The sequence below is a fragment of the Mediterraneibacter sp. genome (assembly GCF_030825015.1).
Classification (GTDB): Bacteria; Bacillota; Clostridia; order Lachnospirales; family Lachnospiraceae; genus Mediterraneibacter.
Genome location: NZ_JAPJQP010000011.1, coordinates 1 through 9,779, shown reverse-complemented (window position 1 = coordinate 9,779; position 9,779 = coordinate 1). Strand labels below are relative to the sequence as shown.

Sequence of the window (9,779 nt, the reverse complement as noted above, 5' to 3'; positions counted from 1 at the left end):
AAACCTGTTTTCATACTGACTTTTCCTGAATACAGACAGAAAAAAAGACCGGACACCTCCTAGCACAATGCATAGAAAATATCTGATCTCGCCTGCCAAAGCCGCCATCTATGTCTTTGCTCTGTATCAGAATAGCAAACTTCTCTTAAAATGTCAATTTATACATGTGTATGATTGCCATAATATCTATTTCTATTAATAATACCGAAACACTTTTCCAAAAATGTATATTTTCCCGAAAAAATTATAAATCTTCCAGTTCCGCGGCATTATATTTATTCACAATTTCCCTGTAAGAAATATTTCCCCCGAAAAGATCAAGGGCGCTTCCGATTGTAAAGTCAAGTTTTCCCCCGCTCAGACAAGAAAAACGTTCCAAATCTTCTTTTGATCCGATCCCTCCCGCATAAGTGATCGGAATTTTCCCCCAGTCACCAAGCATCTGCACGAGATTTTCCTCCATCCCTGACCGTTTTCCTTCCACATCTACGCCGTGGATCAGAAATTCATCACAGTTAGACGACAGCATATCAAGCACATCGCTGCTCAGCCGCAGTTTTGTATACTTCTGCCAACGATCTGTAACTACATAATAATCTTCCCCTTGTTTCCGGCAGCTTAAATCAATCACCAAATGTTCTTTTCCTACAGCATGAACGAGTTTTTCAAGATTTTCCCTGCAAAACTCTCCGTTTCGAAACACATAGGACGTCACGATCACATGGCTTGCTCCGCACTCGATATATTCGTATGCATTCTCTTCTGTGATCCCGCCGCCAACCTGCAGTCCGCCTGGATAAACTCGAAGAGCATCCTTAGCCTGCTGTTTCGTCTGTTCATAATATTCTGACTCCCGACTGTTTAAAAGAATAATATGTCCCCCTTTCAATCCATCTTCTCTGTACATCTTCGCATAAAATGCAGCATTTAAGTCAGAAGCAAAATTAGTCTGCGCCATATTCCCTTCATCTTTCAAACTGCCTCCGACAATCTGCTTTACTTTTCCATTATGAATATCGATACACGGTCTGAACCTCATCTGATTTACTCCTTATGTACTGTTTTCTCAATCATTTTCACCGGAAGAGCCAAAAGGCACATTCCGGGATTGTAAGCGGCCGCTAAAGTCTCGGGCAAGCCCGGACTTTGGCCCGTTGCCATTTCAAAAAACCGGCCGCAGACACACTTTTTCCTGTTCTCTGCGGTCGGACTCTTTTTTCTGCTTATTCCCTGCCCTCTTCCATCTGTTCTGTTTTGTCGGTTTCATCCGAGAAACTATCTCATGGAATCATCTGCGTTTCCTGTTGCATCACCCTGATCTGTATTTTTCATACGATCGCCTTCTTTTTTCGCTCCGTTTTCATCTGTCAGATCATCAGTTACATCATCGACTCCATCTGTTACATCATCCGTCACATTATCAATTCCGTCCGTCACATCATCTGTTACGTCATCGACTCCCTGTGTAACATCATTGACCGCATCGTCTAAGATTCCATCACCTTTTTTATCTGACTTATCAGCCGCGTCATTGCTGCCCTTCTCTTTGTCTTTCTCCGTTGTTGTCTGATCTGCCGCATTGTCTGTTTTATCTTTACTTGTACATGCCGTTGTACCAAACAAAGTAAATGCACACAACATCAGCAACAGGATCTGTTTCATTTTTTTCATAAGAATATCTCCCTTTCCATAAATATTATTGTAGTTCTAATATCTGCAATATTTTCAATATTTATACATTCGGGAGTTTCTTTTATCTATAACGCTTTTTTTCGCAGCTTCTCCATCGCTTTCGCTTCAATCTGACGCACCCGTTCTCTTGTAATTCCAAATCTTTCTCCAATCTCCTCCAACGTACAAGTCTTATCTTGTCCCAAACCATAACGGAGGCTGATCACTTCCTTTTCTCTGTCATTCAATGTCTCAAGAAGCTCTTTTACCTCTTCCTTCTTCACAAGAAGATCCATAGCCTCTTCCGGTGTCGCTTCCGACCGGTCTTCCAAAAAGTCTCCGAGACTGTCTTCTCCGTCTTCACCGACCGGAGTTTCCAAAGATATCGGATTTCGTATATAAGAAAGAATACTTTTTACTTCCTCTTCTGTGCGATCCCCCAGTTTCTCTGCAATTTCCCGGGGATCAGCCTCTCTTCCCAACTCCTGCTGCAATTCCTTTGCCGCTTTTTGCACACGTTTTATGTTTTCCGCAACATGAACAGGCACACGAATTTCCCTGGACTGCTGGTCGATCGCTCTTGTAATCGCCTCTTTGATCCACCATGACGCATATGTGGAAAAACGATTATCTTTCCTGTAGTCATATTTTTCTACAGCATGCATCAATCCGATATTGCCTTCCTGTATCAGATCCATCAGAGGCAGTCCTCTCCCTGTGTAATGTTTCGCGATAGAGACTACAAGGCGAAGATTTCCCTCTTCCAGTCTCGCTCTTGCAGACGCATCTCCTTCTGCCATTCTTCTTCCTAATTCTTTTTCCTCTGCTTCCTCTACCAGAGGAATCTCCCCGATTTCATTCAAATAAATACGAAGCGGTTCTGATTCCTGAATTTCTTCTTTTCCCATAAAAACCTCGCTCTTATTTCATTTTTATTTGTCATCTTACTATCATGTCCAGATTTTCTGTTTCGTTATACATTCGATATCGTCTATAGTTTCTCCCTGATCTCGCCGTTTCTGTATGCGGCCAACAAGCATTCAAGATCTTCTACCTGACCTTTTAACTCCCTTCCGATATCTGTATCCCCAACCAACAGCCGTTCCTGCATCCTCTTTACAATCATCGTCTCCGAATGGATATCTTTTTCCTGCTCGATGGCAGTTTCTGTAGACTCAAACGGTTCATGCGCAACAAGACGAAGTCCATAAGAATTAAAGATCAACGTATATCCTGCAATCCCTGTTTCTTTCTGATATGCTTTTGAGAATCCACCGTCGATCACAAGTACTTTTCCTCCGCATTTCACAGGATTCTCTCCGTCTTTTCGTTTCACCGGAACATGACCGTTGACAATATGGGACAAAGCCGGATTTAACCCGAATTCTGCCAATATGCCATCAATAACATGTTCATTCTCAAGAAGAGAATAATAAGGATTCTTCTTTTCTATATGAGTTTCCGCATCTTCCAGCAGATACCGTTCAAAGGTTGCCATTTTATCTTTTCCGAAAAGGGGCGAATCCGGATGCAGCCATATGTACCACATGATATCTTTTCCATCCTGCCTCTCCTTCTCATCAAGGGCAAAAAATCCCTTTCGCACATAGGAATCCAAAACGTCATAAAGTTCTCTTCCCCGATAAGTTTTCCCGAAAACCTCAATCTCTTTCAGCCTTCCTTCCTCTGTCAGAGGAACACATCCGTGATAGAGAAGATTCCCATTATATACTTTGTATAAACTTCCCCTTGTCAGCAAAAAACGCATATGTTTCTGAAGTTTCTCACAATGCAGAAAGGCCTTTTCCAGCCGTGTCATGATTTCTTCTTCCTCAGGAGTAAGCGCATATGGATCCTCGGGATCAACTGTCGGAAACACCGTATCCAAAAGAGGATATGTTTTTCCCTTCAATTCAATCGTTCCTCTTTCAAAGTCGATTCTGTGCAAAAGCGCCCTGTCTTCCAAATGAAACGACTTCTGCCGCCGGATAATCTGCCCTTCCACTTTAAACTGAATGATGGAAATTGCTTTGTGGATTCGAAGATTCATCTGCATCTCATCTGTATCCGTTCCGCCTCCTGCTTTTAACCGAAAACAACTGCAAGGGTCCTCTCCATAAACACGAAGAGCAAATGTCGCCAGCGGAAGAAGATTGATCCCGTACCCATCTTCCAAAATGTCTAAGTTTCCGTAGCGTGCACAGATACGGATCACATTCGCAATACATCCCCGCTGCCCTGCTGCCGCGCCCATCCAAAGCACATCATGATTTCCCCACTGAATATCAAGAGAATGATAAGACATCAGCTTATCCATAATAATATGAGGACCCGGACCTCTGTCATAAATATCTCCGACAATATGAAGGTGATCTACAACAAGCCTTTGGATCAGCTCTGAAATTGCCTCAATAAAATCTTCCGCCCTTCCGATCCGTATGATTGTTGAAATGATTTCATTATAATAAGACTCTTTGTCATTTACCTCCGCCTTTTCCGTGATCAACTCCTCGATCACATAAGCGAAATCTTTCGGAAGCGCTTTCCTTACTTTTGACCGCGTGTATTTGCTCGCCGCTCTTTTGGCAACTTCGATCAGCAGATACAGATGGACTCTGTACCAGTCTTCCATATTTGTCTCTGTCTGCCGGATCAATTCCATCTTCGCTCTCGGATAGTAAATCAGCGTTGCCAGTGACCGCTTATCTCTGGCGCTCATTGTATTTCCGAACACATCCTCAATCTTTCTTCTGACAGCCCCGGATCCATTTTTTAAAACATGAGAAAAAGCCTCATACTCTCCATGAACATCGGTCAGAAAATGCTCTGTTCCTTTCGGCAGATTCAGAATCGCCTGCAGATTGATAATCTCTGTCGAAGCCGCCGCAATCGTCGGATACAAATCTGACAAACGTGCCAAATACCGCTTCTCAAGCTCTCCCTTCATAACTTGTCTCTCCTTATTCTGAATTTTACAATCCAATTACATCGCTCATATCGTACATTCCACATTCTTTTCCTGCAAGAAATTTTGCAGCCTCAACAGCGCCTTTTCCAAATACGCTTCTTGAGTATGCCGTATGCTTGAATTCAATCACTTCATCCGTTCCCGCGAAAAATACTTCATGCTCTCCTACGATGGTGCCGCCGCGAAGCGCTGAAATTCCGATCTCTTTTGCATCACGTTTCTGGCGGACAGCGCTTCTGTCATATACATAATGATATTCATTTCCAAGCGCTTCATTAACCGAATCCGCAAGTGCAAGCGCTGTTCCGCTCGGAGCGTCCAGTTTCTGATTGTGATGTTTTTCGACAAGCTCAATATCATATCCAGCCGGAGCAAGCACTTTCGCCGCATCTTTCAAAAGCTTCAAAAGAAGATTGATCCCAAGCGACATATTCGCCGACTTTAACACTGCTGTTTTCTCCGCCGCCTTCTCCACTTTTGCAAGCTGCTCTTCCGAAAGCCCTGTCGTGCAAAGTACAACCGGAAGCTTCTTATCCACGCAGTAATCCAAAAGCGCATCCACTGCTCCCGCATTTGAAAAATCAATCACAACATCTGCATCTTCCGTGCATTTTTCCACCGAATCAAATACCGGATAATCATTCGGGGTTCCCGTATATGTGTCAATACCTGCCGTAATAACAGCATTTTCATCATTTTTCACGATCTCCGTAATCATTCTTCCCATTTTCCCGTTGCATCCATGCATCATTATTTTAATCATTTTATTTTCCTCCTGCCTGTATCATTTCACGCTTCAAAAGCAATCATTCACCACCAGTTTTCCCTGCGGCTCATTATTGAATCAAAAACGGATTTTTCTCTACTTAAAAAAGGATATCACATTTGAGTTCGCATCTCAACATATGATATCCTTTTCACAAAGTTTCTCGATAACCGATTCGTCGAATCATACCCGGCTTTATTCCTCATACAAAAATATCATCTCTGTAATATTTGACAGATCGATCTCCTGATTAATCACCTTGAAACCTATCGTAACTTTTGTCACGTTGCAGCCGGCTACATTGAATTTATTATACCATGATATAACCTCATGATGCGACGATGCAGGTGCATTCCCTTTTTCAATACGCTTCGTATGGATCAGATTGTTTTTTAACACCTCATATTCAAAAGAGTCTATCATTAAATAATTACTGTCATAATAAAGCGAAAACTTAGACTCCATATCAAATACATATTTATCGGCAAATTCGAAATAAATCTTCTCTGTCCGGCTGTCCTTCGCCTCATATTGTATGGAACAAACTCTGCTCTCGTTATGATCAATAAATAACTCCTTTTTAGAACTTTCCTTTTTTAAGATACTTTGTAAATCAGTCTGCTCAAAACTAAGTATCGAATACCCCGCGCATATTAATAAAACAAATATTACTGTTACTGATAGTAACTTGATTTTATTTTTAAATAACCTTAAAATTTTCATTTGAAATTTCACAAACTTTCGCGACAACTTATCCAGGAACAACTACACAACAGTCAAAGCGCCTGTAAAACAATATAATCCGTTTCTCAGGCGCTTTCTATGTTTATTTTATTTTCCGATGAAAATACGAATCGGCCCTGTTTATGAAAATTCCGGCTCGATCAGTCCGAAAGATCCGTCTTTTCTTTTGTATACAACATTTACTTCATCTGTTTCTGCGTTTGAGAAAACGAAAAAGCTATGTCCGAGCAGTTCCATCTGGATGCAGGCATCTTCAGGAAACATCGGTTTGATACCAAACTTCTTCGTGCGGACGATGTGGATTTCATCGTCATCAGATGAATCGTCGTCAGATTCAATAAATTCTTTTTTAATACTTCCTGACGGAACAGCAGCCGTAGGATGTCCCTGACTTTTTGCAACAAGTTTATTCTTATATTTGCGAAGCTGTCGTTCAATGACCTCTTCTACAAGGTCAATCGACACATACATGTCGCTGCTCGTCTGCTCGGAGCGGATAATAGAACCTTTTACAGGAATCGTCACTTCGATTTTCTGACGTCCTTTTTCCACACTGAGCGTTACGATGATCTCTGTTTCAGGAGTGAAATACCTCTCAAGTTTTCCCAACTTTTGTTCGATAGCCTCTTTAAGTCCCGGTGTTACCTCAATGTTTTTTCCGCTGATGATAAAATTCATGCTGTTCAACTCCTTTTTGTATATACTTAACATAAACATGTGTAAAAAGGATGTTTATATTATGGAAATATTATAACACAGAACAACTCTGATGTATAGGACAAATCGCTTCGAATTCTGTAAATTCTTTAAATTTCATTAAATTTTCATAATTTATTTCATCATACTTCTCTTACGCATTCTGGCATCCAAGATTTTTTTGCGGATACGAAGCGTCTTCGGAGTCACCTCTAAAAGCTCGTCGGTATCAATGAAATCAAGAGCCTGTTCAAGACTTAAGATTTTCGGCGGCGTCAGTCTCAAAGCCTCATCAGCACTGGAAGAACGTGTATTTGTCAGATGTTTTGTCTTACATACATTCAGCTCAATGTCATCTGTTTTTCCATTCTGACCGATGACCATACCTGAGTAGACTTTCTCTCCGGGCCCGATAAACAAAGTTCCTCGTTCCTGCGCGCTGTACAGACCGTAAGTTACAGATTCCCCTGTCTCAAATGCGATCAGTGAACCCTGTTTGCGGTATTGGATATCACCTTTATACGGCTCATATCCGTCGAAACTTGTATTGATGATACCATTTCCTTTTGTATCAGTCATAAATTCTCCGCGGTATCCGATCAGACCTCTTGACGGGATTGAAAATTCAAGGCGTGTATAACCGCCGTTAGAAAGACCCATATTACGGAGTTCCCCTTTTCTCTGTCCGAGTTTTTCAATCACAACTCCCGTAAATTCATCCGGCACATCAATAAAAGCTGTTTCGATCGGCTCAAGTTTCTTACCGTTTTCATCTGTATGATAGAGAACTTCCGCTTTACTTACGGCAAACTCATACCCTTCACGGCGCATATTTTCGATAAGGACAGACAGATGGAGCTCTCCGCGTCCGGATACTTTAAAGCTGTCTGTGTTTTCCATTTCTTCCACACGGAGGCTGACGTCTGTGTTCAGCTCTTTAAACAGACGGTCACGCAAATGACGGGAAGTTACATATTTTCCTTCCTGTCCGGCAAACGGACTGTCGTTTACGATGAACTGCATTGCGATTGTCGGCTCAGAAATCTTCTGAAACGGAATCGCTTCTGGTTTTTCAGGGGAGCAGAGAGTATCTCCGATGGAAATATCCGAAATACCGGAAATGGCAACGATCGATCCAATCGTCGCATCTTTGACTTCTGTTTTATTTAATCCATCAAATTCATATAACTTGCTGATCTTCACTTTCTGCTGTTTATCCGGATCGTGATGATTGACAAGTACCATATCCTGATTAACGCTGATCGTTCCGTTGTCAACTTTTCCGATCCCGATCCGTCCGACATATTCGTTATAATCAATCGTGCTGATCAGCACCTGTGTCGGAGCTTCCGGATCTCCTTCCGGAGCCGGAATATATTCAAGGATCGTTTCAAAAAGCGGTTTCATATCCTGCTGCGGATCAGACAGATCAAGGCATGCAACTCCTGCTTTGGCAGACGCATAGACAAACGGACATTCGAGCTGATCGTCAGATGCTCCGAGATCGATAAAAAGCTCAAGAACTTCGTCGATCACATCGTCAGGTCTTGCTTCAGGACGATCGATCTTATTAATGCAGACGATAACCGGAAGGTTCAGTTCCAACGCTTTTCTTAATACGAATTTTGTCTGCGGCATCGCGCCCTCAAACGCATCAACAACAAGAATAACTCCGTTGACCATTTTCAGCACACGTTCTACTTCTCCGCCGAAATCGGCATGTCCCGGTGTATCGATAATATTAATCTTTGTTCCTTTATAATGGACTGCTGTATTTTTAGACAGGATCGTAATTCCACGCTCCCTTTCGATATCATTTGAGTCCATGACACGTTCCGCCACTTCCTGATTTTCACGGAAAACACCGCTCTGCTTTAAAAGTTCGTCAACCAATGTTGTTTTTCCGTGGTCAACATGAGCGATGATGGCAATGTTTCTTACATCTTCACGTTTTGTCTTCATAAATATACACTCTTTCTTTATTCTCCCACGGTAAGGGAGTGATTTATAGTTATAGTTTTACTGCAACTGTTATATTTTATCATAAAATTTTCATTTTACAAGAACGCATGTCGAATTTTTGTGTCGAACGATTCCAAAGGAAATCCGTTCTAAACAAGATTTATGAAACATAAATTTAGTAGTGACTCAAAAATACAAGCAGTGCCGGGAAGGCAAACCGGCGATAAGAGGAGAGGAGAATTACAGAGCATGTCAGATAAGATTATTGAGAACAATCAGGTAACGGTTATAGGGTCAGTGGCGTCGGAATTTACATACAGCCATGAAGTATTCGGAGAAGGATTCTATATGGTAGATATCCTCGTGAAACGGCTGAGCAATTCCAGCGACAGAATTCCGGTCATGGTATCGGAACGACTCATTGATGTGACACAGGATTACAAAGGCAGAAGCATTTTAGTATCAGGGCAGTTCCGGTCATATAACCGTCATGAAGAACAGAAAAACAGACTCGTTCTCTCGGTGTTTGCCCGGGAAATGGAATTCATCGAAGAAGAGCCTGACGGAGCAAAGACAAATCACATTTTACTGGAGGGATATATGTGCAAGACGCCGGTATACCGGAAAACCCCGTTAGGACGAGAGATCGCAGACCTTCTTCTCGCCGTGAATCGTCCTTATGGGAAATCGGATTATATTCCCTGCATCTGTTGGGGAAGAAACGCGCGATATGCTTCGAATTTTGACGTAGGTGAACATGTGCGTATATTAGGAAGGATTCAAAGCAGAGAATATGTAAAGAAACTGTCTGAAACGGAAACAGAGACAAGAACGGCATATGAGGTGTCAGTGAGCAAACTGGAATGTATCGATGAATAACCACATAATTTAAAGATGGACAGTATGAATTTTTTCTGTGAGAATGTGAAACTTTTTCTGTAAATAATGTTTTAGAAGGTCTTCTATGGTAAA

The 9,779-nt window shown here is 41.9% G+C and carries 9 protein-coding genes; 1 reads left to right on the top strand and 8 read right to left on the bottom strand.

The features are described 5' to 3' along the window. Positions 1–244: 244 nt before the first annotated feature. From hisA to typA, 8 genes are all read right to left on the bottom strand, one after another. Entirely contained in the window at positions 245–1,039 is a 795-nt protein-coding gene (gene hisA / locus RCH61_RS06445; protein ID WP_178006413.1) for a phosphoribosylformimino-5-aminoimidazole carboxamide ribotide isomerase, read from the bottom strand. A gap of 236 nt (positions 1,040–1,275) precedes the next feature. Further along, a complete protein-coding gene (locus tag RCH61_RS06440; protein WP_178006412.1) occupies positions 1,276–1,671 on the bottom strand; it encodes a hypothetical protein in 396 nt (131 codons plus the stop codon). Positions 1,672–1,757: 86 nt separating this feature from the next. Beyond that, on the bottom strand, positions 1,758–2,579 hold the full coding sequence (locus RCH61_RS06435) for a sigma-70 family RNA polymerase sigma factor (RefSeq protein ID WP_178006411.1): 822 nt from the start codon (positions 2,577–2,579) through the stop codon (positions 1,758–1,760). Positions 2,580–2,662: 83 nt separating this feature from the next. Then, complete coding sequence (locus tag RCH61_RS06430) at positions 2,663–4,618, bottom strand: fructose-1,6-bisphosphatase (RefSeq protein WP_306480199.1); 1,956 nt, start codon at positions 4,616–4,618, stop codon at positions 2,663–2,665. A 25-nt stretch (positions 4,619–4,643) separates the two neighbouring features. Further along, on the bottom strand, positions 4,644–5,402 hold the full coding sequence (gene dapB, locus RCH61_RS06425) for a 4-hydroxy-tetrahydrodipicolinate reductase (RefSeq protein WP_306480198.1): 759 nt from the start codon (positions 5,400–5,402) through the stop codon (positions 4,644–4,646). 198 nt (positions 5,403–5,600) lie between these two features. Next, complete coding sequence (locus RCH61_RS06420) at positions 5,601–6,128, bottom strand: hypothetical protein (RefSeq protein ID WP_306480197.1); 528 nt, start codon at positions 6,126–6,128, stop codon at positions 5,601–5,603. A 141-nt stretch (positions 6,129–6,269) separates the two neighbouring features. Continuing rightward, the gene (hpf, locus tag RCH61_RS06415; RefSeq protein ID WP_306480196.1) at positions 6,270–6,827 is read right to left on the bottom strand and encodes a ribosome hibernation-promoting factor, HPF/YfiA family; all 558 of its coding nucleotides are present in this window, start codon (positions 6,825–6,827) and stop codon (positions 6,270–6,272) included. Positions 6,828–6,980: 153 nt separating this feature from the next. Further along, the gene (gene typA / locus RCH61_RS06410; protein ID WP_306480195.1) at positions 6,981–8,807 is read right to left on the bottom strand and encodes a translational GTPase TypA; all 1,827 of its coding nucleotides are present in this window, start codon (positions 8,805–8,807) and stop codon (positions 6,981–6,983) included. Between the two features lie 249 nt (positions 8,808–9,056). Here typA and RCH61_RS06405 point away from each other — a divergent pair, with 249 nt between their 5' ends. Beyond that, a complete protein-coding gene (locus RCH61_RS06405; RefSeq protein WP_306480194.1) occupies positions 9,057–9,686 on the top strand; it encodes a single-stranded DNA-binding protein in 630 nt (209 codons plus the stop codon). The last annotated feature ends 93 nt before the right edge of the window (positions 9,687–9,779 follow it).

Bases quoted from the DNA above. Each gene is read 5' to 3' on its own strand.
- hisA (WP_178006413.1), bottom strand. From the start codon at position 1,039: ATGAGGTTCAGACCGTGTATCGATATTCATAATGGAAAAGTAAAGCAG.
- RCH61_RS06440 (WP_178006412.1), bottom strand. From the start codon at position 1,671: ATGAAAAAAATGAAACAGATCCTGTTGCTGATGTTGTGTGCATTTACT.
- RCH61_RS06435 (WP_178006411.1), bottom strand. From the start codon at position 2,579: ATGGGAAAAGAAGAAATTCAGGAATCAGAACCGCTTCGTATTTATTTG.
- RCH61_RS06430 (WP_306480199.1), bottom strand. From the start codon at position 4,618: ATGAAGGGAGAGCTTGAGAAGCGGTATTTGGCACGTTTGTCAGATTTG.
- dapB (WP_306480198.1), bottom strand. From the start codon at position 5,402: ATGATTAAAATAATGATGCATGGATGCAACGGGAAAATGGGAAGAATG.
- RCH61_RS06420 (WP_306480197.1), bottom strand. From the start codon at position 6,128: ATGAAAATTTTAAGGTTATTTAAAAATAAAATCAAGTTACTATCAGTA.
- hpf (WP_306480196.1), bottom strand. From the start codon at position 6,827: ATGAATTTTATCATCAGCGGAAAAAACATTGAGGTAACACCGGGACTT.
- typA (WP_306480195.1), bottom strand. From the start codon at position 8,807: ATGAAGACAAAACGTGAAGATGTAAGAAACATTGCCATCATCGCTCAT.
- RCH61_RS06405 (WP_306480194.1), top strand. From the start codon at position 9,057: ATGTCAGATAAGATTATTGAGAACAATCAGGTAACGGTTATAGGGTCA.